We start from the raw sequence: 25,181 nt of genomic DNA, 5'->3' as shown, positions 1-25,181 counted from the left end.
GCGGCAACTAAACTTTTTTGATGTAATCGGGTCACACCCAATGTACTCGCAGCATAATGGGTGATACCTTAGGACAAATGGATTTTTAAACGTCCTTGAATGATGTTTGTCCGCTTCGGTAACGGGAGGAAGCGTGATCTCTGAAGAACTTGAAGTCAGCCTGCACTTGGCCTTTGTCGAGGCTCGTACAGCCCGGCACGAATTTATAACCGTCGAGCATCTGCTGTTGTCGTTGCTCGACAATGCCGCTGCGCTCGAAGTTTTGCGCGCCTGCTCGGCCGACATCGACATACTGCGCACCGAGCTGCGTAAATTCATTGCCGACAACACGCCAGTGTTCCCTGGTGAGGGCGAGGTCGATACTCAGCCCACGCTGGGGTTCCAGCGCGTAATTCAGCGTGCCATCATGCATGTGTCGTCGGCTAACTCGGGTAAAAATACGGTTACCGGCGCCAACGTGCTGGTGGCCATGTACGGCGAAAAAGACTCGCACGCGGTGCACTTCCTGCTTCAGCAGGGGGTAACGCGTCTGGATGTCGTCAATTTTCTGTCGCACGGCATTACCAAAACGCCCGAACCGCCGCGCACAGAGCCGCCCAAAGCGGCTGCTTCGCCGTCGTCCGGCGGCGCTTCCGATGACAACAAGTCCGATCAGCAAAAATCGCCGCTCGAACTCTACGCGCTCGACCTCAATGCCGAAGCTCGTCAGGGGCGTATCGATCCGCTCATCGGCCGCGAATCCGAGGTCGAACGGGTTATCCAGGTGCTGTGCCGCCGTCGTAAAAACAACCCACTGCTGGTGGGCGAAGCCGGCGTAGGTAAAACGGCTATCGCCGAAGGCTTGGCCTGGCGCATCACGCAAAACGATGTCCCGGAGATCTTGGCTGATGCCCAGGTGTATGCGCTCGATATGGGTGCATTGCTGGCCGGCACAAAGTACCGCGGCGACTTCGAGCAACGCCTCAAGGCCGTCCTCAAGTCCCTCCAAGACAATACCAACGCGGTATTGTTCATCGACGAAATTCATACGTTGATTGGCGCGGGCTCTGCGTCGGGCGGTACGCTCGATGCCTCCAATTTGCTCAAGCCGGCGTTGTCGTCCGGCAAGCTCAAGTGCATGGGGGCCACCACCTACAACGAGTACCGCGGTATTTTCGAAAAAGACCACGCTCTGTCGCGCCGCTTCCAGAAAATCGACGTGGCCGAACCCACAGTAGCGCAAACTATCCAGATCTTGCGTGGTCTCAAGTCGCACTTCGAGGCTCACCATGGGGTGCGTTATTCTTCCGCCGCGTTAACCGCCGCAGCCGAATTGTCATCGCGCCATATCAACGATCGTTTCCTGCCCGATAAAGCCATCGACGTTATCGACGAAGCGGGGGCCGCCCAGCGTTTGCTGCCCAAGTCGCGTCAAAAGAAAACCATTGGCAAGGCCGAAATCGAAGCGACGGTGGCCAAAATCGCCCGTATTCCGCCGCAAAATGTGTCGTCCGACGACCGCAATAAGCTGGCCACCCTTGAGCGCGACCTCAAAACGGTGGTGTTTGGGCAAGACGCTGCCATCGAAGCCTTGGCTGCTTCCATCAAAATGGCGCGCTCTGGCCTGGGCCGACCCGACAAACCTATTGGTTCGTTCCTGTTTTCCGGTCCTACGGGGGTCGGTAAAACCGAAGTCGCTCGCCAGCTTGCCTTTACTCTGGGTGTCGAGCTCTTGCGTTTCGATATGTCCGAGTACATGGAGCGGCACGCTGTGTCGCGCCTGATTGGCGCGCCTCCCGGTTATGTGGGGTTTGATCAGGGTGGCCTGCTCACCGAGGCCGTCAGCAAGCAGCCGCATTGCGTGCTGCTGCTCGACGAAATCGAAAAAGCTCACCCCGATGTCTATAACATTTTGTTGCAGGTGATGGATCACGGCACGCTTACCGATAATAACGGGCGCAAGGCCGATTTCCGTAACGTCATCATTATCATGACGACCAACGCGGGCGCCGAAATGCTCAACCGCAATACCATTGGTTTTGCCGCAGCGCCCAAAACCGGCGACGAAATGGCCGACATCAAGCGTATGTTCACGCCCGAGTTCCGCAACCGTCTCGACGCCATCATTGGGTTTACGCCACTCACGCGCGACATCATTTTGCGGGTGGTCGACAAGTTCCTCATGCAGCTCGAAGACCAGCTTCACGAAAAACGCGTCGAAGTCGTGTTTACCCAGGCCTTGCGCGACTACCTGGCCAAAGAAGGTTTCGACCCGCTTATGGGTGCACGGCCCATGCAGCGGCTCATCCAAGACACCATCCGGCGTGCGCTGGCCGACGAACTCTTGTTCGGTCGTCTGACTGACGGCGGTAATGTCACGGTTGATCTCTCCGACGAAGGCAAAGTGGTCCTGTCCTTCGACGAGAACGCCGCGGCGGCCAAACCGCCACCGAAGGTGTCGGAAGCTGAACTTATCGACTAATGGGTCCGTCCCTGATTGTTTGTCCCCACTGCGCCCGGCTTCATCAGCGCGTCTTGCTGAAGCCGGGCGCAGTGGCGTCTTGCGTACGTTGCGGCCACGAGCTTTACCGACACTCAAGGCTTTCTTTATCATCCTGGCTCGCCCTGACTTGGGGAGCGCTGGCCGTTTTTTGCCTGGCCAATTATTTCCCGGTTGCGTATTTGTCCATGCAGGGGTTGTCGCTTAGCGCCTCTTTGCCGGCTGCGCTTTACATTACCTGGCAGCAGGGCGCGTGGTTTGTTGCGGTCACCGCGGCGCTCTTTACCTTTGCGTTTCCGTTGGGCCAAATTCTCTTTGCCATGTGGGCGTTGCAATGTATACGGCGTCGTCGCTTGCCGCACGACTTTCGTTATGGCCTTCGCGTGCTGCAGGGGTTATCTCACTGGAGCATGGTGCCGGTGCTGCTGCTAGGTATTGTGGTGGCTATGGTGAAGCTGGCCGACATGGCTGTGCTGCGTCTGGGAGAAGGGCTGTGGGCGTTCGGGGTGCTCAGTGTATTGCTGACGATGCTGAGTCGGCTGTCGGCCTCGCGCTTGTGGCGTATGACTGAAGATGCCGGGTTGGTGCCTCGGTCGGGTCAAGCCGTTGACTTCGACAAGCCGTTGGCTGGGTGCACCGCTTGCGGGTTTGTGCAGAACATGCCCGATTCGGGTGTTTGTCGTTGCGCCCGCTGCAAGGCCACGTTCCATTTTCGAAAGCCCCGGGTTGAGCACCGCGTCTGGGCGTTGCTCCTTACCGCCGCCATCCTTTACATACCGGCCAACGTATGGCCGGTCATGACCTTGCGTCTACCGACCGGCTCGTCATCGCATACCATTCTGGGCGGCGTGATTGAGCTTTGGGGATACGGGTCGTGGGATCTCGCCCTCATTGTATTCATTGCCAGTGTGGTTGTTCCGCTGAGCAAGTTGTTAGCCTTGAGCATACTGATGTTGAGTCGCCATTGGCGCGGCGACCGCGTGCAACGTCAGCGAACGCGTATGTATGAACTTGTCGAGTTTGTCGGGCAATGGTCTATGCTTGACGTCTTTGTAGTGTTGCTGCTGTCCGCAATGGTCGACTTCCCTGGCATGTCTCAGGTGCGCGCTGAACCCGGCGCAGCCTTTTTCGGGATGGTGGTGGTTCTGACGATGTTTGCCGCAATGAGTTACGATCCGCGCAAAGGGTGGGATGCCGCCGACCCGCAACCCGCTGTTAAACGGCCTGTGGTGTATTAAGGAGTGTCATGTCAGAAGTCGAGTCTTCCCGTTCGAAGCCTTCCGGTGCCGATGCCGTGGCCGATCCGTTTATCACCGAGCGCCGAGGCGCGCGTTTTTCCTGGATCTGGCTGGTCCCTCTGGTGGCTGCTATTGTCGGGTTGTCGTTTATTGTGCGTACCTGGATCAATACCGGACCCACAATTACGATTGCCTTCGAATCGGCCGAAGGCCTCGAAATAGGGCAGACGAAGGTACGCTACAAAGATGTCGTCGTTGGTCTGGTCACCGATATCAAAGTGTCCAACGATCGCTCTAATGTATTGGTGATGGCCCAGCTCGATCGTGATGCTTCGCACTATCTGGCCCGCGAGGGTGCGCGATATTGGGTGGTCAAACCCCGGTTGTCGCTAGGCAGTGTCTCTGGGTTGGGTACGTTGCTTTCGGGGGCATATATCAGCGCTGATGTCAGCCCCGACATCGCCGAGAACCCGTCTACGGCATACAAATTTACAGGGCTCGAAAAACCGCCGGCGGTCACCAACGATCGGTCGGGAACGCGCTTTACTTTACGTGCCACCGAACTGGGCTCACTCGAAATTGGTTCGCCTGTTTATTATCGCCAAATCGCCGTTGGGCGAGTGATAGATTACGCCCTGGCAGATGAAGGGACTTCTGTCGATATTCAGGTGTTTATCGACGCGCCTAACGACCGATTCGTGACCTCAGACGCGCGTTTCTGGAACATCAGCGGAATTAATGTGTCGTTGTCGACCGCAGGGGTGAATGTGCAAACCGGGTCGCTGGCTTCGGTCATTTCCGGGGGTATTTCGTTTGCATCGGCCAACCCGGCCAACGAAATACCTGCGCAGGCCGACGCAGTGTATGACCTGTTCCGCACTGAAGTCGAAGCCATGGCCGAGCCCGATGGGCCGCCGTTCAGGGTCGATCTTGTGTTCAATCAGTCGGTCCGGGGTCTGAAAGTGGGCGCGCCTGTCGAGTTCAGGGGGATGGAACTGGGCAAGGTGTACGACATTGATCTCGAATTCGATGACGAGACCAAGCGTTTCCATGTGTTGGTAAAAACCAATTTGTACCCGCGACGGTTTGGTAACGCCTACGACGGCCTGATGAAGCTTGAGTCTGCTTCCCAGCACCCCGGTAGTCTGCTGTTGGGGCCAATGGTCAAGCATGGGTTGCGCGCGCAGTTGCAGGCAGCCAGCTTGCTGACCGGGCAACAGTTTGTGGCGCTCGAGTTTTTCCCCGATGCCGACCCGGTAGAATTTGACCCCAAGCGCGAGCCGTTGGTCTTGCCAACAATCGCGGGTAACTTCGATCGCCTTCAAGAGCAAATCAGTGCCATCGTGACCAAGCTGAATGCCGTGCCTTTCGAGGGTATTGGCAACGACTTGCGCGACGGCCTGAAGTCCATGAACGCCATGCTCAAAGAAATCAATACCAAAGTTGCGCCGCAGGCTGCGGCGGCCCTCAAGGCGGCACAAAAATCGCTCGAGAGTGTCGACTCGCTGCTTTCAGCCGATTCGCCCACGGGTAACAACCTTGATCGTACGTTGCGCGAACTCAGTGGCGCGGCACGTTCATTGCGAAACCTGGGTGATTATCTGCAGGCGCACCCTAATGCCCTTATTACCGGGCGTGCGTCCGATCGTTTGCCCGAATGACAGGAGCTGTGGTGAGTTTTATGTGCAATTCAAGAAAACAAAGTTTGCGCGGGGCGCTGTACCTGTCGGCCGCCGTTCTGGTCGGGTGCGCCGCGCCCAATAGCCAGTATTACAGCCTTCAAAGCCCTGCAAGCGTACCGCCCGCAGCCATTACGCAGATTGTCGACGCCATCAGCGTTCAGTCGGTCAGCGTGCCGGTTCAGGTCGATCGCCCGCAACTCGTTGTCAGTCGCGCGGGCGGGGCACAGGTCAACTTGTTAAACGATTCGCTATGGGCCGCGCCTTTGGGCGATGAAATCCGGCAGGCCGTCGCTGCTCATCTAAGCCGGCAACTGGGTGTCCCCGACCTCGATCGTCTCAGTGCGCCAGGCGATCTGCCTGTCTGGACAATTCGACTGACAGTGCATCAGTTCGATTCAGTGTACGACGCGCAAGCCAGGCTGGACATCAGCTGGCGCTTGGCTGCGGTTAATGCCGGCAGTAAAGCCAAGGGCCTACCGTTGGTGTGCCGCGCCATTGCTATTGCGCCGGCCGGGAACAGTGTCGATGCCCTCGTTCAGGCGCATCAGCAGGCGTTGGCGGCAGTCTCGGGGCTGATAGCCGCACAGGTGCAACAGTTGCGCGAAGGTAAACCCGCGCAACAGGCCAAGGCGCCCGACTGGGCGTCATCTACGCTGACGCTGCAAGGCTGCACCGCGGCTTGAGCGCAGATCAGGCGCGCCCGGTACTGCCAAAGCCACCGGCGCCGCGCTCGCTGTCTTCGAAGCTGTCAACAATATCGAACGCAACCTGCTGTATGGGCACAAAAACCAGCTGGGCCAGGCGTTCCATGGGTTCAAGCGTAAACGCCGTCTGGCCGCGATTCCAGGCTGACACCATTAAGGGCCCCTGGTAGTCAGAGTCGATCAGCCCCACCAGATTACCCAGCACAATGCCGTGTTTATGGCCCAGGCCAGATCGGGGCAGAATGACGGCAGCGTATGCCGGGTCGGCAATATGAATGGATAACCCGGTCGGAATGAGTTGTGTCTGACCAGGTTCAAGCACCATGGTCTGATCAATGCAGGCGCGAAGGTCGAGCCCGGCCGAGCCAGCGGTCGCGTATGCCGGCAGGCAGTCTCTCATACGAGGGTCGAGAATTTTCAGGGCAATTTTTTTCATTTTTTAAACATCTTCACTGATTTGGCGTGTTTTGCGTTTGCGCATCAGAGCCATGGCAATCCATACGGCAATCACCACCGACAACACAAAACTGACGATCAGGCCGGCGTTTGTGCCGTTGGACCCCAAGGCACCGATGCTGCGGCCGGTCAGGTAGCCAGGCAACAACATGACGGGAATCCAGATAATGGCCGACAACACATTGGCGAGCTGGAAGCGCCAGTGGCGCATTTTCATGATGCCAGCTACGGTGGGCAAAATGGCGCGCAATGGGCCTAGGAATCGGCCTCCGAAAATCGACAGCATGCCGTAGCGATAGAAAAAGTAACGTGCTCGCGCCACAGCCCGTTTTTGCTGATTGAGCGGCCAACGATGAATAATGCGCGGGCCCAGCAGTCGTCCAATGTAGTACGAAATGGCATCGCCTATGGTAGCGCCGATCACGCCCCAGAAAATAACCGGGCCGGCATCCAGAGTGCCGTTACCGACCAGACCGCCAACGACCAGCATGACTGCTGTCGCCGGGATGGCCAGGCCCACAATAAGCAGTGATTCGCCCATAGCCAGCAGGCCAAGAATCATTGCTGCCCATTCCTGGTTAGCATTAATAAATTGGGTGATTTCTAGTACGATCTGTTCCATGAAAAGCCTTGAGGATGATGCGCTGCAGGGGATTAGGCGCGTGCGTTGTCGAGTGTCAGCCTTGGGGGCAGCGTTGTGCGATGGCTTGCACCAGTTTGCGGGCCGCGTCGGCTTTGTGCAGTCGGGGCAGGGGGTGCGCACCGGCCTCATCGAACAAAATAAATGTGGTGTGGTCGGCATCCATGGCCTCTTGGGCCAAGTTGCCGACCAGTAGCGGTACACCCTTGCGTTGGCGTTTTGCGGCGGCGTACTCGTGGAGGTTTTCTGTTTCGGCGGCAAAGCCAACACACCACGGCCCGTTTGGCATATGGGCAACGTCGGCCAAAATGTCGGGGTTGGGCGCAAACTCTAGCGCAGGCGGTCCTGACACCGCCTGACCTTCGACCTTTTTCAGTTTGTGTTCACTGGCGTTGGCAACGTGCCAGTCGGCGACCGCGGCAACGGCAATGAAAATGTCGGCGGCGCAGGCGTGGGCCATGACAGCGTCGTGCATGTCGCGTGCACTTTCGACGTTGATGCGCTGCACGCCATACGGTGTGGCCAGGGCGGTAGGGCCGGATACCAATGTGACCATCGCGCCGGCTTCACGGGCCGCTCGGGCAATGGCGTAACCTGTTTTGCCCGACGATCGGTTGCTGATCACCCGCACCGGGTCGATTCGTTCGGTGGTGGGCCCTGCGGTGATTAAAACCCGTCGGCCAGCAAGCACCTTGGGTTGAAAAAAAGCAATGAGTTCGGCCAGCAGTTCGTGGGGCTCAAGCATACGGCCGTCGCCTACTTCGCCGCAGGCCTGGTCGCCCGAGCCGGGGCCCAGAATGACGACACCATCGGCCGCAAGCTGAAGGATGTTGCGCTGCGTTGCAGGGTATTCCCACATTTCCCGATTCATGGCCGGTGCGACCAGCAACGGGCAGGCTCCACGCGCCAGGCAAAGCGTCGTCAACAGGTCGTCGGCCAACCCGTTGGCCAACTTGGCCATCAGATCGGCGCTGGCAGGGGCAATGAGAACGGCATCGGCATCACGCGTCAGGTTGATATGCGCCATGCTGTTCGGAACGCGGGCGTCCCAGGCGCTGGTGTATACGGGGCGCCCTGACAAGGCCTGAAACGTTGTGGGGGTAATGAAATGGGTGGCGGCATCTGTCATGACAACGTCGGCAACGCCGCCCTGGTCTTGCAGTCGTCGAAGCAGCTCGGCCGATTTATAGCAGGCTATTCCGCCGCTTAAGCCCAGTACGATGCGTTTGTTGTCGAGGTCGCCCATGGCAGTGGTAGAAAGTAGAGTGTTGGCGGGTTTGACCGGCGAAGGGCAGGTTAGTGCCCGGCGTCGACGGCTTTTTCTTGTTTTGTCTGACGACGCTGGCGCACGACACGCAAAATTTCGTCGAGAATCAGCAAGGTGGCGCCACAGGTAATGGCGATGTCGGCAATATTAAACGCCGGAAAATGCCATTGTTGCCAGTAAAACAGCAGGAAATCAATGACATGGCCATGTTGGAGACGGTCGATCAGGTTGCCGATTGCGCCGCCCAAAATGGCCATGAGTGCCGCACAGAACAGTCGTTGCCCCGGGCTTTTCCAGAGCAAATGCAGAATTAAGCCCGTGGCCAGCAGTGCAATACCGCTAAAAAGCCAGCGTTGCCAGCCTTCGCCCTCGGCCAGAAAACTGAAGGCCGCGCCTGGGTTGTACAGCAGCGTGAAGTCAAAGAACGGCAAAACCGGCCAACGTTCACCGTACGACAACGAGGAATCGAAGTAAATTTTGGTCAGCTGGTCGGCCAGCACGATAAGTGCGGCCCCCAGCAGCCAACCGGCGAACCCCAGGCGAGCGTTACGCATGTTCACGTGATTCGCCCTCGTTGAACAGATTGTCGACACAGCGTCCGCAAATGGCGGGGTGGTCGGCATTGACGCCTACATCGGCCCGATGGTGCCAGCAGCGGTCGCACTTGGCATGACCGCTGGCATTGACCGCTATGGTCAGCTCGGCCCCGGGTTTAACCGTTGCGCGCGACACAATCAACACAAAGCGCAGATCGTCGCCCAACGATTGCAGCAGGTCGACATCGGCGCCTGTTGCAGTGATGTCGACTTCGGCGGCTAATGAAGAACCAATGTCGCCTGCGGTACGCACGACTTCAATCTGGCGCATGACTTCGGCGCGAATTTCGCGCAGTCGGGCCCATTTGGCTGACAGCGCATCGGTATCGGCCTGGACTGGTACGTTATGGTAGAGCTGTGTAAAGATAGTACCGACGTTCTGGTCGTGATGCAGGTCTTTCCAGGCCTCTTCGGCAGTAAATGACAGTATGGGCGCCATCAGGCGCAGAAGCGCGTGGGTAATGTGATAAAGCGCGGTTTGCGCCGAACGACGGGCCAGGCTGTTGGCGCCTGTGGTGTACAACCGGTCTTTAAGCACGTCGAGATAGAACGCCCCCAGGTCTTCGGAACAGAAAATTTGCAGTCGCGACACAGCAGGGTGGAATTCGTAGCGACGGTAGCAGGCCAGCACCTCGTCTTGCATGTGTGCTGTCATGGCCAGCGCGTAGCGATCGATTTCGAACAAGGCTTCGGGTGCGACACCATGTTCGGCCAGGTTGAAATCTTCAATATTGCCCAGCAAGAATTTGAGCGTATTGCGGATACGGCGATAGCTTTCGACCACGCGCTTCAGGATTTCGTCTGAAATGGACAGCTCGCCTGAGTAGTCGGTAGATGCCGTCCAGAGGCGCAAAATTTCAGCCCCTAGCGAATCGGACACTTTTTGCGGTGCAATGACATTACCCACCGATTTGCTCATTTTGCGGCCCTTGCCGTCGACGACAAACCCGTGAGTCAGCAAGGCTTTGTAGGGGGGCTCGCCGTACATCATGCAACTTGTCAGCAACGACGAATGAAACCAACCCCGATGCTGGTCTGAGCCTTCGAGGTATAGATCGGCAGGCCAGCGCAACGCGTCGGCATGCGAACCTTTGAGTGCATGATCGCGTCCACCAAGCACGGTGGCGTGTGTGGTGCCCGAATCGAACCACACGTCGAGCGTGTCGCGGTTCTTTTCATACAGCGCGGCTTCGTCCCCCAGCAGCTCGGCCGGATCGAGGGTCTGCCAGGCTTCGATACCGTGTTGTTCTACCCGTTGGGCAATTTGCTCAAGCAACTCGGGTGTACGCGGGTGTAGCTCGCCGGTTTCTTTGTGCACGAAAAACGCCATGGGCACACCCCATTGGCGTTGACGCGACAGTGTCCAGTCGGGGCGATTGGCAATCATGGCATGCAGTCGGGCACGTCCCCAGGCGGGGTAGAACTGGGTGTTGTCGATGCCTTTAAGCGCCATTTCGCGCAGTGTGGGGCTGCCTTCGACAACGCGATCCATGCCTGCAAACCATTGGCTGGTTGCTCGGTAAATGACGGGTGTCTTGTGGCGCCAGCAATGCATGTAGCTGTGCTTGAGCGGCGCCTGTTTGAGCAGGCTGCCCACGCTTTCTAGGGCTTTGATGATTTCAGGGTTGGCTTTCCAGATAAGCTGGCCGCCAAACAGCGGTAGGGTGCTGGCATAGTGGCCGTCGCCCATGACCGGGTTGATGATGGCGTCGTCGTGCAGGCCGTGGGCCTTGCACGATAAAAAGTCGTCGACCCCGTAAGCAGGTGCAGCGTGTACAACACCAGTACCCGCATCCAGGCTGACGTAGTCGGCCGGGTGAACCGGTGCGCAGCGCTGGTAGCCGGCGTCTGCGTCATACAAGGGGTGGCGGAACTCGAGGCCGGCCAGTGCCTGACCTGGCGCCTTGGCGATGATTTCGCCTTCGAGACCCCACTCTTGCAAGCAAGATTCGACCAGGTCGGCGGCGATCAACAGATGGCTGCCAGTTGCACGCGGCGTTGCCAGTTTGACTAGCGCGTAGGTAATTTCAGGGCCGACGTTCAGGGCCTGGTTTGCCGGAAGCGTCCAGGGGGTGGTTGTCCATATGACGATAGCGCCGTCGACGGCGTTTTGCAGCCCGAATGCCGCGGCGACGGCGGTTGGGTCGTTAAAACGGAACGCCACATGAACAGCCGGGTCGGTGCGGTCGGCATACTCGACTTCGGCCTCGGCTAAGGCCGAGCCGCAATCAAAGCACCAGTTAACTGGTTTGAGCCCGCGGAATACAAAGCCCTTTTCCATGATTTTGGCCAGCGCACGCAGCTCGTCGGCTTCGTTGCTGTAATTCATGGTGAGATAAGGGTTGTCCCACTCGGCCAGCACGCCCAGGCGTTTGAAGTCGGCGCGCTGCCGGTCGATTTGTTCGAGTGCGTAGGCGCGCGCCTTGGCCTGCACCTCAGCGACGGGCAGGTGCTTACCGTATTTTTTTTCGATCTGGATTTCGATGGGCATGCCGTGGCAGTCCCAACCCGGGACATACTGTGCGTCAAAACCATCCATATTGCGGCTTTTGACAATGATGTCTTTTAAAACTTTGTTGACGGCATGGCCAATGTGAATGTCGCCGTTGGCATAAGGAGGGCCGTCATGGAGGATGAATTTGGGACGCCCCTGGCTTGCCGCGCGGATGGCCGCGTAAATCTTGTTTTCCTCCCATTCGGCAACCCATTTGGGTTCGCGTTTGGCTAGATCGCCGCGCATTGGGAAGGGGGTTTCGGGCAGGTTGAGGGTTTTTCTATAGTCCATGGAGCGCAAAATAATCGCGAGCGCGCTGTGCATCGTTGTCGATGGCAGCGGTCATTGTAGGTAAGTCGGGAAACGTTTCTTCGTCGCGCAGAAACTTGAGGAATTCGATGCGTGTCAGTTTACCGTATGCATCTACCCGGCAGTCGAGCAAGTGCACTTCAAGTAGGACACGACCGTTGTTGTCTACGGTGGGCCGCACGCCAAGGCTGGCCACACCGTTAAGGGGTTGCTCGGCCAGCCCGTGGGCACGCACAATATATATGCCCGAACGGGCCGCGCAAAGCTGCGGTACGTTGACGTTGAGCGTAGGGTAGCCCAGGGTGCGTCCCAACTTCTTGCCGTGCACCACATGCCCGCTGATACGGTAGGGGTGGCCCAGCAGGTGTTCGGCCCGCGCCAGGTTGCCGACGGCCAGTGCAGTACGTACTTCAGAGCTTGAAATGCGGTGGCCGTGTTCGTCGACGACATCGGTGATGATATCGACTTCGAAACCGTACTCGCGTCCGGCTTTGCGCAGCATGTCGAGGTCGCCCGTACGTTTGCGGCCAAAACGGAAGTCTTCGCCCACGAGCAGCCAGCGCGTATTCAAGCCGTCTACCAGCGTATGCCGGATGAAGTCTTCTGCCGAGAGTTCGGCCAGTTTCTGGTTGAAACGCATTAAGGCCAGTTGCCGAATGTGCAGGCGTTGAATGCCCCAGACCTTATCGCGCAAACTGCTGATTTGTGTCGGCATCAGTTCGGGCCGATTGCCGGTGCGCGCAAAATATACCCGCGGGTGCGGGTAAAAGGTCATGACTGTCGGGGTCAGGTCGCGCTCTTGCGCGACGTGCGCAACCCGGGCCAATATGGTTTGATGGCCGCGGTGTACGCCGTCGAAATTGCCGATAGACACCGCGCTGGGGCTGTGGCTGTCGTGACGAGGCAATGATCGGTAGATTTTCAGGGCTGATTTCACAGACGACAGTTTACAATTTTATGTTGCATTGCTCAGGAATTCGATTTTGACCACATTTGACTCAACCCCAGCTTCCAATCACCGTTCGCATCCTCGCCGTCTGGTCATCATGATTTCAGGTCGGGGCTCGAACATGCAGGCGCTTGTCAGTGCGATTGCCGACCGGGGCTTGGATGCCCAGGTAGTGGCCGTCGTATCAGACAAGTCCCAGGCACCTGGCCTGCTCTGGGCGCGAAGCCAGGGGCTTGAAACCCGAGTGCTTGAGTCGGCCGGTTATGTTACCCGAGAAGAGTATGATCAGGCCCTGGCGACACTGATCGAAAGTTTCGATCCCGACTATGTGTTGCTGGCTGGCTTCATGCGGATACTTTCCGATGGCTTTGTGCAACAATTCGCGGGTCGGCTGGTCAATATCCACCCTTCGCTGCTGCCGGCGTTTCCGGGGTTGCGTACCCACGAGCAGGCCATTGCTTGCGGTGTGCAATGGCACGGGTGCACAGTTCACTTTGTCACGCCGGTACTCGATGGCGGCCCTATTATTGCGCAAGCTGTCGTGCCTGTGCTGGCCGACGATACGTCCAATTCGCTGGCGCAACGGGTGCTGGTTGCCGAGCATCGTCTGTATGCCGATGTGCTGGGCTGGTTGACGGCTGGCCGGGTGCACCTGTCACCAGAAGGGCGGGTCACTGTCGAGGCCGACACGCTTCGCGCTTATGTTTTGCCCGCAGGGCATGCGCAATCTATACAGTAAATACTTGAAGGCTTGAAATGAATCAAAAGAAGACCACGCAGCGTCCGTACAACCTGGGCGCGGCGCGCGTCGAACAGGTGCAATCCGTTCTGGGCGAGGTTCTCCAATGGGCGCATCCGGCTGATGCCGTGTTGTCGCGCTGGATGAGAGCACACCCCAAGCTTGGCGTACGAGATCGCGGCGAGGTGGCCGATGCCGTATTCGATGTACTACGGCATTTGCGCCGGTATCGCCATTTTTCCGAAAGTGGCATGGGCCCAGCTGCGCGTCGTCTGGCCATTTTGGGGCTTTCAGCGGTCGTGTCCGAAAAATTATTGGCAGAAGCGCTTACCGAGCCCGAGAAAAACTGGCTGTCGCATGTGGCAAAGATTCCGGTAGCGCGTTTGCCGCGTGCAGTACGCGACAGCATGCCCGACTGGCTCGACGAGCGTTTGTCTACATTGCCCAACGCCGACGCCCTTATTGCCGCCCTGAATCAACCGGCTCCACTCGACCTTCGTATCAACCCGCTCAAAGCCGATCGGGAAGAAATGCTTGCGGTCTTGCGAGACGGGCCGGCGGCAAAGTTCAACCCCGAGCCTACGCCGTATTCGCCTTGGGGGATTCGTCTTCAGGGGCGTCCGCCTGTCAATCGTTGGCCCATGTTCGAAAAGGGTGAAATCGAGGTGCAGGACGAGGGTAGCCAGTTGCTGGCCGCGCTGGTGGCGCCCAAGCGCGGCGAAATGATTATTGACTATTGTGCAGGTGCGGGCGGCAAGACGCTGTTGCTGGGAGCTCTGATGCGTTCTACGGGCCGACTTTATGCCTTTGATGTGTCGGCCGCACGTTTGGCGCGCGCCAAACCCCGTTTCGCGCGTAGCGGTTTGTCTAATATTGTGCCTGTGGTTATTGCCGAGAACAACGACCAGCGTGTCAAGCGGCTGCGCGGGAAGGCGCATCGGGTACTGGTTGATGCGCCGTGTAGCGGGCTGGGTACCCTGCGCCGTAACCCCGACCTGAAATGGCGTCAGCACCCCGAGTCGCTTGGTGCTTTGCTGGCCCTGCAGGCGCGCATTTTGCGTCAGGCTTCGCAGTGTGTGGCCCCAGGTGGCCGTCTTGTGTATGCCACCTGCAGCATCTTGCCCGAAGAGAATGAACAGCAAGTTGAGGCGTTTTTGGCAGAAAATCCCGAATTTACGCTGCTAGATGCCGGCAAAATCGTGGCGGATCGTTGTAAAAATCTAACGTTTGAAACGCCAATGCTGGCATTGCGCCCCGACGTGCATGGCACTGACGGCTTCTTTGCCGCAGTACTAGAGCGGGTGAAACCGGCGCCAGCCAAGCCAGACGTTTGATTTGCCGCAAGAACTTAATTGCAATAGTACTGTCACACCACTTCCATCTACGCTACACTTTGATGGTTATTTTGTAAGGACCAAACACACGGTTTATGGACTACGTCTTATCTTTTCTCTCGGGCGGTTTGCTGCAGCTTAGCTGGTGGCAGGTAGCGCTCGTCACGCTGGTGCTCACCCATATCACTATTGTTGGTGTCACGCTGTTCCTGCACCGCAGCCAAACCCACCGGGGCCTCGATCTGCACCCCGTGGTCATGCACTTTTTCCGTTTCTGGCTCTGGATGACCACTGGTATGGTCACAAAAGAATGGGTCGCCATTCACCGTAAACACCATGCCAAGTGCGAGCGCGAAGGCGACCCGCACTCGCCCATGATTTACGGTATTAACCGTGTGTTCTTCGAAGGCGCCGAACTTTACCGCGAAGAATCCGCCAACCAAGAAACCCTTAAGCGTTTCGGGTACGGCACCCCCGACGACTGGCTCGAGCGCAACGTTTATTCGCGCCATAGCGCTATGGGCATTCTCATCATGCTGGGTATCGACTTGGCCTTGTTTGGTGTGCTGGGCTTAACCGTCTGGGCAGTCCAAATGGCCTGGATCCCGTTCTGGGCGGCCGGTGTGGTTAACGGTATCGGTCACTTCTGGGGTTATCGCAACTACGCCAGTCCCGACACCAGCACCAACGTATTCCCCATTGGCCTGATTATCGGCGGCGAAGAGCTGCACAATAATCACCACGCTTATGGTACGTCGGCCAAGTTCTCGGCCAAGTGGTACGAATTCGATATCGGTTGGGGTTACATCCAAATCCTCAGCGTGCTGGGCCTGGCCAAAGTACGCCGCGTGGCGCCCAAGCTCAAGCTCGAACCCGCCGCCGATGCCTCCGTCAGCCTGAAAACTCTCGAAGGCGTCATTCAGCATCGTTACGAAATTCTGGCCCGTTATACCGACTTGGTTAAGAAGGCGGCTGCCGACGAACTCGACAAGCTTAAACCTACGCGTCAAAAGGGTAGTGCCGATTGCCGCTGGTCATTGCTGGCTCGTGCCAAAAAGTGGCTAAGCCAGGTTGACGACAGTCAATTAGCCCCCGACCAACGTGCCGAACTCGACACCGTGTTGGCACAGAACCAGTCGCTCTCTACTTTGGTTCAAATGCGTCGCGAGCTCATCCGCCTCTGGGAAAGCTCAAGCGCCAGCAGCGAGCAATTGTTAACCGACCTCCAGGCCTGGTGCCATCGCGCCCAGCAAAGCGGTATCGAAGGTCTTGAGCAGTTTGCACTGCGTCTGCGCCGCTACGCGGCATGATCGGGTCGCTTAACCCCGAACAACAAGCCGCAGTTACGTTACCTACCGGCCATGCCCTGGTGCTGGCCGGTGCCGGTAGCGGTAAAACCCGGGTACTTACCACCCGCATGGCCTGGCTGATTCAAACCAGTCAGGTCAGTCCTTTTGGCCTGTTGGCAGTTACCTTCACCAATAAATCGGCGCGTGAAATGCTCACGCGCCTTTCGGCGTTGTTGCCCATCAACACCCGCGGCATGTGGGTGGGCACGTTTCATGGCTTGTGCAACCGCTTGCTGCGTGCGCACCATCGCGATGCCGGCTTGCCGCAAACCTTTCAAATTCTTGACTCCGCCGACCAGCTCTCGGCGATCAAGCGCCTGCTCAAGGCGGCGGGTGTCGATGACGACAAGTACCCGCCCCGCGATGTCCAGCGCTTTATCAATGGTTCAAAAGAACAAGGTCTGCGCCCCGATGATGTCGAGGCTTACGACGCGCACCGCCGCGGCATGGTTGATCTTTATCGGCAGTATCAGGCGCAGTGCGAACGCGAAGGCGTAGTCGACTTTGCCGAGCTGTTGCTGCGTGCTTACGAGTTGCTTTTGCGTAATGCCCCGATTCGCGAGCATTACCAGCGCCGTTTTCAACATATTCTGGTCGATGAGTTCCAAGACACCAACGACCTGCAGTACCGTTGGCTCAAACTGTTGGCTGGTGGGGGTGCCTCGCTTTTTGCCGTGGGCGACGACGACCAGTCTATTTACGCTTTCCGCGGGGCCAATGTGGGCAACATGGCGGCCTTCGAGCGAGAGTTCGCGCAAGGTAATGTCATCCGTCTCGAGCAAAACTACCGCTCGTTCGGCCATATCCTCGATTCGGCCAACGCCCTTATCGCGCATAACAGTGCCCGTCTGGGTAAAAATCTCTGGACAGAGCAGGGTGAAGGCGAGCCGGTACGTATTTGCGAACAGGGCACCGATTTGCTCGAGGCCCAGTGGGTTGTTGATGAAATGCGCGCACTGATCTCCAGTGGTCACCCGCGTCGCGATATTGCGGTCCTGTATCGTAGTAACGCGCAGTCGCGCGTTATTGAGCACACATTGTTTTCGTCCGGTATTCCGTACAAGGTTTACGGGGGCCAGCGCTTTTTTGAACGGCAAGAAGTCAAGCACGCCCTGGCGTATCTGCGGCTTATTGCCAACCCCAACGACGATACCTCCTGGCTGCGCGTGGTCAACTTCCCGACGCGGGGCATCGGCGCGCGTACGCTCGAACAGTTGGGCGACCTCGCTCGCGAGGCCGGTACCAGCCTGTATCAGGCCGTTGATGCCTTGCAAGGTAAAAGCGGGGCCAAGCTTCAAGCATTTGTCGAGCTGCTTTCCGGTCTGGCTGAACAAGCCCGTGAGCTGCCATTGCCCGAGTTGATCGAGCATGTGGTGCATCACAGTGGTCTACGCACGTTCTACATGGGCGAAAAAGAAGGCGCCGATCGCCTCGAGAACCTTCAAGAACTGGTGAACGCGGCCGCTGTGTTTGTGGGCGAAGAAGGGCTGATGGGCGAGCCTGCGCTGTCGCAGTCTGCACGCGCCGAAGATCCGTTGCTGTCGGGGCAGGCTCTGTTGCTGGCCGGGCAAACCAATGCGCCTGATCCAGAAGCGGTGGGTGGTCCAACGCTTTCGCCGCTCGATGCCTTTTTGTCGCATGCTTCTCTCGAGGCTGGCGACAACCAGGCCCAGGCCGGTGAAGATGCTGTGCAGTTGATGACGGTTCACGCCGCTAAAGGGCTCGAATTCGATGCCGTATTCATTACCGGTCTTGAAGAGGGCTTATTTCCGCACGAAAACAGTCTGACCGAGCAGGGCGGTCTTGAAGAAGAGCGCCGGCTAATGTATGTGGCCATGACACGCGCGCGCAAGCGGTTGTACCTTACGCTCGCGCAAAGCCGCATGCTGCATGGGCAAACACGTTATGCCTTGCGCTCGAGGTTTCTGTCCGAAATTCCCGATGTTCATCTCAAGTGGCTCACGCCACGCGAGCAGCAGCGTGCGCCGGTTGATACCCCGCCATGGGCGGGCGCTTATCGGCGGGGGGATGCTTACGGGCGTCCTTCTACGGGCACCATGGCGCCCCGTACACCGCGTAGCCTGACGACGGGTGTTACGGTGGGCGAGCAGCACTTTCGTATCGGCCAGGGGGTGCATCATGCCAAGTTCGGCGATGGCACTATTATTGGTCTAAGCGGAAGCGGCACCGACGCACAAGCGCAAATCCAGTTTCGCGATGTGGGTACCAAAACGCTAGCGTTGGGCGTGGCCAAACTGGCTATTACTGCCGGTTAAAGGGTAGGGTGCCGGCTGTACGCCGGCACGTTTACGATAAACACCCGTCAAACCCTAGTCTGCGGGTTGTTCAATGGCTTCAAGCGCTTCTTGGGCTTCAAGCCATTCTTCTTCCATTTGAGCCATGGCTTTTGTTGTCTCACCATGTTCGGCCAGCGCAGCCACGCGCTCGTCGCGCCGGTCGTCGCTGTAGAAATCAGGGTCGGCAATCAAGGCATCGAGCGCATCCAGCCTTGCTCGCGCTTGGGTCATTTTCTTTTCTAGCCCCTCAACCTGCTTCAACAAGGGTTTGCGCAGGCCAGCAAGACGTTGGCGTGCTTCGGCATCAAGACGGCGTTGTGTTTTGCGGTCGATAACGGGTTCCGTGTCGCCCGCGTCGCGCAGGGCATCGTTACGCGCCGCAGCACGCTGGTTTGCCGTGCGTTGGTTAAGCCAATCGCGGTAATCTTCCAGGTCACCATCGAAAGCGTTGACCTGGCCATCGGCAACAATCCAGAATTCATCTACGGTTGTGCGCAGCAGGTGCCGGTCATGCGACACCAAAAGCACGCTGCCTTCATATTCGGCCAGCGCAGTAGCCAGGGCTTCGCGCGTATCGACGTCGAGGTGGTTGCTGGGCTCGTCGAGCAGCAGCAGGTTGGGCTTTTGCCAGACAACCAGGGCTAGCGCCAGGCGGGCTTTTTCACCGCCCGACAAAGGCGCAATTTGCTGGTTGACCATGTCGCCGCTAAAGCCAAAGCTACCTAAGTAATTGCGTTGCTCTTGCTCGCGCAGTTCGGGGGCCAGCCGTGCGAGGTGTTGCAGTGGTGTCGAGCCAGCGTCGAGCATATCGAGCTGTTGCTGGGCAAAGTAACCGATTTTCAGGCCCTTCGAGGCCCGGCGCTCGCCCGCTATGGGGGCCAGCTCCTCAGCCAGGGTTTTGATCAGCGTACTTTTGCCTGCGCCGTTGACACCCAAAATGCCAATACGCGCGCCGCCGCGAACCATCAGGTTGATGTCTTGAAGTACCGCGGCCGGCTTGCCGTCAGCGCCGGGGTAACCTGTGCTGAGGTGCTCGAGAATCAACAAAGGGTCGGGCATGCTGTCCGGCTCGGGCAAACGGATGTCAATGCCCGAATCGGCCTGTAACGGTGCCAGTTTTTCCATCCGGGCCAAGGCCTTTACACGGCTTTGCGCTTGCTTAGCTTTGGTGGCTTTGGCCTTGAAGCGGTCAATAAAGCTTTGCAGGCGTGCTGTTTCGCGCGCTTGACGGTCGTGTGCCAGTTGCGTTTGGCGCATGCGCTCGGCGCGCTGGGTCAGGAAGTCTTCATACCCACCTTTGTAGCGCACCAGTTTGCCATTGTCGAAGTGCAATATTGCGCGGGCTACCGCATCTAAAAACTCGGTGTCGTGCGAGATCAGGATGACCGTGCCATCGTAGGCCGCCAGCCAGCGCTCAAGCCAGAGCATGGCATCGAGGTCGAGGTGGTTGGTCGGCTCGTCTAGCAATAACAGGTCTGACGGTGCCATCAGGGCGCGGGCCAGGGCCAGGCGCATTTGCCACCCGCCCGAAAAGCTGCGTACCGGGTTTAGCCATTGGTCGGGCGTAAAACCCAGACCGGCCAGCAGTTGTTCCGCCCGCGACGGTGCGCTCCAGGCGTCGGCTTCGACTAGGGCGGCTTCAAGCTCGGCTATGCGTGTGCCTTCGCTGTCGGGGGTCGCTGCTCGCTCGGCTTGTAGACGGCGTAATCCGGTGTCGCCGTCAATAACGAACTCACGCGCGGGGCGCTCGGGCGTGCTGATGTCTTGTTCGACCGCTGCAATGCGCCAGGCAGCAGGCAGGTCGAGTGTGCCGGCGTCGGCATCGAGCTCGCCTTTAAGCAATGCAAATAGCGTGGATTTGCCAGCGCCATTCTTGCCGACAATGCCGACGCGCTCGCCTGGGTTGATGACAAAGTCAGTGTCGTCGAGCAGCACTTTTGTGCCGCGTCGAAGGGTAATGCCGGTTGCCCTGATCACGATGCCATGGGCTCCTGCAACTGCTCGCGCGTCAGCATGAGAATCTGATCTTCAGCGTTTTCGGTGCTCAGCCAGACGGGGTCTAGTTCGGGGAAGGCATTGATGAAGTTTTCGTATTCGTTGCCAATTTCAAGTACCAGAATGCCTTCTGGTGCCATGAAGCGGGGTGCGTCGCGGACGATGCGCCGGACTAAGTCCATGCCGTCGGGGCCGCCCGCCAGTGCCTGTGTGGGTTCATGCCGGTATTCGGGAGGCAAGGACTCCATGGCATGGCTGTTGACATAGGGCGGGTTGCAGATGATGACGTTGTATTGACAATCGGGCAGTTGATCAAACAAGTCGCTGCGATGCGTAGTGACGCGGCCATCGACGCCTAGCAATTCTATATTTTGATCGGCGACTTCAAGCGCATGTTCTGATAGGTCGACGGCGTCGACTTGTGCACCTGGAAAGGCGAGCGCGGCAAGCACCGCCAGACAGCCCGAGCCTGTACATAAATCAAGTACGTAATCAACGTCGTCTGGATCGGTAACCCACGGCGACAGTTGTTCAGCTAGCAGTTCGGAAATGGGAGAGCGGGGAATAATGACGCGAGGGTCGACCACAAATCGGTGGCCCTGCAGCCAGGCCTCGCCCGTCAGGTAGGCGGCCGGTACGCGCTCATCAAGTCGGCGTGTAACCAGGTCGAGGAATTTTTCCCGTTCTTCAGGCAGGACACGGGCATCCAGAAATGGGTCGAGCGTGTCGAGTGGCAAATGCAGGACGTGAAGCAGAAGGTAAACGGCTTCGTCCCAGGCATTGTCGCTGCCGTGGCCAAAACTTAGTTTTGCTGCGTTGAATTGACTGACGGTGTAACGCAGCAGGTCGCGTACGGTATGCAGTTCTTGGTAGGCCGATGGGTTCATGCGTGTTCCGTATGCGTTATTTAAGCAGCAAGTTTTCGAGGGTGCGCCGGTAAATGTTTTTCAGGGGTTCCAGGTCGGCTACCCGGATATGTTCGTTGACCTGGTGAATGCTGGCGTTGATCGGGCCGAACTCAATCACCTGGGGGCAGATCTTGGCAATGAATCGGCCATCGGATGTCCCGCCCGTGGTCGACAATTCGGTAGCAACACCGGTTTCAGCCAAAATGGCGTCGCCCAGCGCACGGCTCAGTTCGCCTTTTGGCGTCAGGAACGGTTCGCCGGACAGTGTCCAGACGAGGTCATATTCGAGCGATAGGGCGTCAAGAACGCCGTGAACCCGCGCTTTGAGCGATGCCGGCGTGCTTTCGGTCGAGAACCGGAAGTTGAAATCGATAACGGCCTCGCCGGGAACAACGTTGGTGGCGCCGGTACCCGAATGAAAATTTGAAATCTGGAATGTGGTGGGCGGGAAGTACTCATTACCGTTGTCCCACTGGGCGGCCGCCAGTTCGGCCAGCGCAGGGGCCACCAGATGTATGGGGTTGCGGGCCAGATGAGGATAGGCAACATGCCCCTGTTTGCCTTTTATCGTCAGGCGACCCGACAACGATCCGCGCCGACCGTTCTTGACGGTGTCGCCCAAGGCAGATACCGAGGTCGGTTCGCCCACCAGACAATAGTCAAGCGTTTCGTTGCGGGCCTGCAGCGCCTGGCACACCTTGACGGTACCGTTGATCGACGGCCCTTCTTCGTCGGATGTGATAAGCATGGCGATTGATCCGGCGTGATCGGGGTGTGCCGACACAAACTCTTCTGCCGCAATGGCAAATGCGGCAATACTGCTTTTCATATCCGCTGCACCGCGGCCAAACAATAGTCCGTCGCGCTCCGTTGGTGTGAACGGATCGCTGTCCCATTTGTCGAGTGGCCCGGTCGGAACGACGTCGGTATGGCCGGCAAAGACAACGCACGGCGCCGCCGTGCCTTTACGTAGCCACAAGTTGGTGACGTCGTCGAAAGCCAGTGTCTCGGCCTTGAAGCCCAGGGGCTCGAGCCGGCGGGCCAGCTCGGCCTGGCAATCGGCATCGGCCGGCGTAACCGAAGCGCGTGAAATCAGGTCTTTGGTCAGGTGCAGTACAGCGGAAGATGACATCAAGCCCTCAGCAGTTCGTTGATGCTGGTTTTGGAACGTGTTTGTGCGTCGACGCGCTTGACGATGACCGCGCAGGCCAGGCTGTGCGAGCCGTCAGCGGCCGGCAGCGCGCCAGGCACGACCACAGAGCCCGAGGGGACACGACCGTAAATGACTTCGCCCGTGGTGCGGTCGTAGATTTTGGTGCTTTGCGACAGGTAGACACCCATGGCCAATACCGAGTTTTCTTCAACGATCACGCCTTCGACGACTTCGGAGCGCGCACCGATAAAGCAGTTGTCTTCGATGATGGTGGGGTTGGCCTGCAGGGGTTCGAGTACGCCACCGATACCGACGCCGCCGGAGAGGTGGACGTTTTTGCCAATTTGCGCGCATGAGCCAACGGTAGCCCAGGTGTCGACCATGGTACCTTCGTCGACGTAGGCGCCGATGTTGACGTAAGAGGGCATAAGGACGACATTTTTGCCAATAAACGAGCCTTTACGGGCCACGGCGGGGGGCACGACACGGAAGCCGCCGTTGGCAAAATCTTGTTCGGTGTAGTCGGCAAACTTCAGGCCAACCTTGTCGTAGTACTGCGCAGGCGCCTGGCCCATTACGCCGTTGTTTTCCAGACGGAACGACAACAACACGGCCTTTTTGATCCACTGGTGAACAACCCATTGGCCGGTGGATTTATCGGCGACGCGCAGCGTGCCTTTATCGAGTTCAGCCAGGGTGTGGTTGACGGCATCGCGAACTGCGGCCGGTGCGTTGGCAGGGCTTAGGTCGGCCCGGTTTTCCCAGGCGGTTTCAATGGTGTTTTGTAAATCTGTGGTCATGGTCGTTTTCGTTATTCAGGGTTAATGAAAGGAAAGGATGGTGTTGCGGCATGTGAGCCTAGCCACAGCGTAATGCGTGACCAGGTCTGCCGGCTTCAACCTCGAAGAAAGCCGGCGATGCGCTCGGCGGCTTCAATGCATTGTTCTTTAGTGGCAACCAATGCCATGCGAACCCGGTTGGCCCCGGGGTTCAGGCCGTGGGCCTCGCGTGCCAAGTAGCTACCGGGCAACACGGTGACGTTGGTGGCACCTAGCAGGTCTCGGGTAAAGTCGGTGTCGCTGCCTGGGGTTTGGGCCCACAGGTAAAACCCGGCTTGCGGCTTTTCTACTTTAAGCACTGGGGCCAGAATGGGCAAGACGGCATCGAACTTCTCGCGATACTGTCGACGATTTTCAAGTACGTGTGTTTCGTCGTTCCAGGCTGCAATACTTGCCGCCGATACGACGGCGCTCATCGCACTGCCATGATAGGTGCGATACAGTAAAAAATGCTTCAGCAGCTTGGCATCGCCTGCAATAAAACCGGATCGCAGCCCTGGTACGTTCGAGCGCTTCGATAGACTGGAAAAACTGACCAAATTGCGATAGTCGTTGCGTCCCAGGGCGCGCGCAGCTTGCAGGGCGCCTAAAGGTGGCTTGGCTTCGTCAAAATAAATTTCTGAATAGCATTCGTCGGCCGCAATGACAAATCCGTAGGTGTCGGACAGTTCAAACAGAGTTTGCCATTCGGACAATTCGAGTACATTGCCCGCCGGGTTGCCGGGAGAGCATACATACACCAGTTGCGTTTTTTGCCAGACATCGGCAGGTACAGAGGCCCAGTCGTAGCCAAAATTGCGTTCGGGCTGGGCATTGATGTAATACGGCTTGGCACCAGCCAGCAAGGCCGCGCCTTCGTAGATTTGGTAAAACGGGTTGGGGCAAACGACCCAGCCGCCGGCCTGACTGTCGACAATGGTTTGCGCAAACGAAAACAACGCCTCGCGCGACCCGACGGCGGGCAGAACCTGCGTTTCGGGGTCAGGCCGCTCGACGCTGTATCGGCGAGCGATCCAGTCGGCGATGGTGCCTCGAACCTGAGCGTCGCCCTTGGTGGGCGGGTACACAGCCAAACCCTGCATGGCGTTTTGCATCGCCTTGATAATAAAGTCAGGGGTTGGATGCTTGGGTTCGCCAATAGACAGGCTGATAGGGGCAAGATGCGCAGGGGGTGTCTTGGCCTGTGCCAGCAAAGCACGCAGCTTTTCGAACGGATAGGGGTGCAGGTCGCCGAGTCTGGGGTTCATGGTTCTGAATATGCAGGGTTAACCTGCCATTTTAGCAAGCCGTGCGCTGGCTGTATTGGGGTTGCATGCAGTTGCCATGCAGCGTTGCACTTGCTATACTTATCGGCTTCCCATTTGCGAACGTGGCGGAATTGGTAGACGCACCAGATTTAGGTTCTGGCGCCGAGAGGTGTGAGAGTTCGAGTCTCTCCGTTCGCACCACTATCTTGAAATTGACGGCTCTACCCCATTATCGGGGGATACGCATTCACTAGACACGGTTAATCACACCGTTCCAACCGCACTGAGCCAAGACCCGCATGCGGTAATTTTCAAAGTTCCTGAATCCATACGCACGGCGCGAGAGCATTTCCATTTTATTGTGGAAGCCCTCTGTAATGCCGTTGGATTTGGTAAAGCGCCACATTCTCACGATGGGCTCGAGCCACGCCCTGAGCGTTTGGGCCAATGCTCGCGCCGGACTTTGTTCAAACTGCTCGATCAAGCGGCTCTACCCCATTATCGGG

General features: G+C 58.0%; 20 protein-coding genes and 1 tRNA gene. 9 read left to right on the top strand and 12 right to left on the bottom strand.

Going from position 1 to position 25,181, the window contains the following annotated elements:
- The first annotated feature begins 133 nt into the window (after positions 1-133).
- From clpA to PuT2_RS12145, 4 genes are read left to right on the top strand one after another with little or no spacing between them, the layout of a single operon-like run.
- Entirely contained in the window at positions 134-2,461 is a 2,328-nt protein-coding gene (gene clpA / locus PuT2_RS12160) for an ATP-dependent Clp protease ATP-binding subunit ClpA (RefSeq protein ID WP_173862542.1), read from the top strand.
- Positions 2,461-3,717, top strand: coding sequence for a paraquat-inducible protein A (locus tag PuT2_RS12155; RefSeq protein ID WP_093971254.1), 1,257 nt, complete (start codon positions 2,461-2,463; stop codon positions 3,715-3,717). The genes clpA and PuT2_RS12155 overlap by 1 nt, the downstream gene beginning before the upstream one ends.
- 8 nt (positions 3,718-3,725) lie before the next feature.
- Positions 3,726-5,378, top strand: a complete 1,653-nt coding sequence (locus PuT2_RS12150) for an intermembrane transport protein PqiB (RefSeq protein WP_093971253.1) — start codon at positions 3,726-3,728, stop codon at positions 5,376-5,378.
- Between the two features lie 20 nt (positions 5,379-5,398).
- A complete protein-coding gene (locus PuT2_RS12145) occupies positions 5,399-6,082 on the top strand; it encodes a membrane integrity-associated transporter subunit PqiC (RefSeq protein WP_158214042.1) in 684 nt (227 codons plus the stop codon).
- 7 nt (positions 6,083-6,089) lie between these two features.
- Here PuT2_RS12145 and dut read toward each other — a convergent pair whose 3' ends face one another.
- The 6 genes from dut to PuT2_RS12115 are packed head-to-tail and all read right to left on the bottom strand — an operon-like array spanning position 6,090 to position 12,802.
- Positions 6,090-6,539: a dUTP diphosphatase gene (gene dut / locus PuT2_RS12140; RefSeq protein WP_093971251.1), complete on the bottom strand. Its 450-nt coding sequence runs from the start codon at positions 6,537-6,539 to the stop codon at positions 6,090-6,092.
- A gap of 3 nt (positions 6,540-6,542) precedes the next feature.
- Entirely contained in the window at positions 6,543-7,181 is a 639-nt protein-coding gene (locus PuT2_RS12135; RefSeq protein ID WP_093971250.1) for a DedA family protein, read from the bottom strand.
- A gap of 55 nt (positions 7,182-7,236) precedes the next feature.
- Positions 7,237-8,445 carry a bifunctional phosphopantothenoylcysteine decarboxylase/phosphopantothenate--cysteine ligase CoaBC gene (gene coaBC / locus PuT2_RS12130; RefSeq protein ID WP_093971249.1) on the bottom strand — a complete coding sequence of 403 codons (1,209 nt, stop codon included), beginning with the start codon at positions 8,443-8,445 and terminating at the stop codon, positions 7,237-7,239.
- A gap of 50 nt (positions 8,446-8,495) precedes the next feature.
- Positions 8,496-9,020, bottom strand: a complete 525-nt coding sequence (gene lspA / locus PuT2_RS12125) for a signal peptidase II (protein ID WP_093971248.1) — start codon at positions 9,018-9,020, stop codon at positions 8,496-8,498.
- Positions 9,013-11,847: an isoleucine--tRNA ligase gene (gene ileS, locus PuT2_RS12120; RefSeq protein WP_093971247.1), complete on the bottom strand. Its 2,835-nt coding sequence runs from the start codon at positions 11,845-11,847 to the stop codon at positions 9,013-9,015. The genes lspA and ileS overlap by 8 nt, the downstream gene beginning before the upstream one ends.
- Positions 11,837-12,802, bottom strand: a complete 966-nt coding sequence (locus tag PuT2_RS12115) for a bifunctional riboflavin kinase/FAD synthetase (RefSeq protein WP_093971246.1) — start codon at positions 12,800-12,802, stop codon at positions 11,837-11,839. Before PuT2_RS12115 ends, ileS begins: the two co-directional genes overlap by 11 nt.
- A gap of 109 nt (positions 12,803-12,911) precedes the next feature.
- Between PuT2_RS12115 and purN the strand changes: the two genes are divergently transcribed.
- The 4 genes from purN (at position 12,912) to PuT2_RS12095 (ending at position 18,512) form a co-directional block, all read left to right on the top strand.
- A complete protein-coding gene (purN, locus tag PuT2_RS12110) occupies positions 12,912-13,553 on the top strand; it encodes a phosphoribosylglycinamide formyltransferase (protein WP_093971360.1) in 642 nt (213 codons plus the stop codon).
- Between the two features lie 17 nt (positions 13,554-13,570).
- Positions 13,571-14,887: an RsmB/NOP family class I SAM-dependent RNA methyltransferase gene (locus tag PuT2_RS12105; RefSeq protein WP_093971245.1), complete on the top strand. Its 1,317-nt coding sequence runs from the start codon at positions 13,571-13,573 to the stop codon at positions 14,885-14,887.
- 95 nt (positions 14,888-14,982) lie between these two features.
- Positions 14,983-16,197, top strand: coding sequence for a fatty acid desaturase (locus PuT2_RS12100; RefSeq protein WP_093971244.1), 1,215 nt, complete (start codon positions 14,983-14,985; stop codon positions 16,195-16,197).
- Complete coding sequence (locus tag PuT2_RS12095; RefSeq protein ID WP_093971243.1) at positions 16,194-18,512, top strand: UvrD-helicase domain-containing protein; 2,319 nt, start codon at positions 16,194-16,196, stop codon at positions 18,510-18,512. Before PuT2_RS12100 ends, PuT2_RS12095 begins: the two co-directional genes overlap by 4 nt.
- A 54-nt stretch (positions 18,513-18,566) precedes the next feature.
- Here the strand turns inward: PuT2_RS12095 and PuT2_RS12090 are convergent, their stop codons facing one another.
- The 5 genes from PuT2_RS12090 to dapC all read right to left on the bottom strand — a co-directional run bounded on the left by PuT2_RS12090 (position 18,567) and on the right by dapC (position 24,675).
- Positions 18,567-20,510, bottom strand: coding sequence for an ABC-F family ATP-binding cassette domain-containing protein (locus PuT2_RS12090; protein ID WP_093971242.1), 1,944 nt, complete (start codon positions 20,508-20,510; stop codon positions 18,567-18,569).
- A complete protein-coding gene (gene prmB, locus PuT2_RS12085; RefSeq protein ID WP_093971241.1) occupies positions 20,507-21,415 on the bottom strand; it encodes a 50S ribosomal protein L3 N(5)-glutamine methyltransferase in 909 nt (302 codons plus the stop codon). Before prmB ends, PuT2_RS12090 begins: the two co-directional genes overlap by 4 nt.
- A gap of 16 nt (positions 21,416-21,431) precedes the next feature.
- Entirely contained in the window at positions 21,432-22,568 is a 1,137-nt protein-coding gene (gene dapE, locus PuT2_RS12080) for a succinyl-diaminopimelate desuccinylase (protein WP_093971240.1), read from the bottom strand.
- Positions 22,568-23,389 (bottom strand): 2,3,4,5-tetrahydropyridine-2,6-dicarboxylate N-succinyltransferase, encoded by an 822-nt coding sequence (dapD, locus tag PuT2_RS12075; RefSeq protein WP_093971239.1) that lies wholly within the window; start codon positions 23,387-23,389, stop codon positions 22,568-22,570. The genes dapE and dapD overlap by 1 nt, the downstream gene beginning before the upstream one ends.
- 95 nt (positions 23,390-23,484) lie before the next feature.
- Entirely contained in the window at positions 23,485-24,675 is a 1,191-nt protein-coding gene (gene dapC / locus PuT2_RS12070; protein ID WP_093971238.1) for a succinyldiaminopimelate transaminase, read from the bottom strand.
- A 116-nt stretch (positions 24,676-24,791) separates the two neighbouring features.
- On the opposite strand from dapC, the gene PuT2_RS12065 reads away from it, so the two are divergent.
- Positions 24,792-24,876, top strand: a tRNA-Leu gene (locus PuT2_RS12065).
- A gap of 49 nt (positions 24,877-24,925) precedes the next feature.
- Here PuT2_RS12065 and PuT2_RS12060 read toward each other — a convergent pair.
- On the bottom strand, positions 24,926-25,159 hold the full coding sequence (locus PuT2_RS12060; protein WP_216820817.1) for a transposase: 234 nt from the start codon (positions 25,157-25,159) through the stop codon (positions 24,926-24,928).
- Between the last annotated feature and the right edge of the window lie 22 nt (positions 25,160-25,181).

The organism is Pusillimonas sp. T2, assembly GCF_002236805.1.
GTDB lineage: Bacteria > Pseudomonadota > Gammaproteobacteria > Burkholderiales > Burkholderiaceae_B > Neopusillimonas.
The sequence above is the reverse complement of the archived record's forward strand: the minus strand, read 5'-3'. Positions and strand labels throughout refer to the sequence as shown.